Source organism: Falsihalocynthiibacter sp. BN13B15 (assembly GCF_041205415.1).
GTDB lineage: Bacteria > Pseudomonadota > Alphaproteobacteria > Rhodobacterales > Rhodobacteraceae > Falsihalocynthiibacter > Falsihalocynthiibacter arcticus.
Map to the genome: position 1 here is coordinate 1 of NZ_JBGFCE010000116.1, position 312 is coordinate 312.

General features: G+C 50.3%; 1 pseudogene. It reads right to left on the reverse strand.

Annotated features, from left to right (window positions below):
- A pseudogene (locus AB9F26_RS22450) lies at positions 1-299 on the reverse strand (hypothetical protein); the annotation flags it as partial.
- Between the last annotated feature and the right edge of the window lie 13 nt (positions 300-312).

Sequence of the window (312 nt, forward strand, 5' to 3'; positions counted from 1 at the left end):
GCCAAGGCTTTGACTGGACCTACATTGCTTTGCGTTATCATCGCGGCACCCGTATCAATGTTCATACCTGCGAAACCGTATTTGGATGTGAGAAACAACTGAATGATCGGCAAGTAGCCCTGCAGGAATGGCTGTTGGTCCAAGACCATTGTAATCATTTCGTCCTCAATACCCTGCGCCGTTGCAGCAGATAGATCGAAACCAGCACTACAAATCTCACCCGGCTTTTTGCCAGCGGCATTCAGGTAAGCAGGCAGAAGCGCTGTTAGAGCGCCGTGATCGGTGATCACTCCTTTCATATCAGGGTTCGCT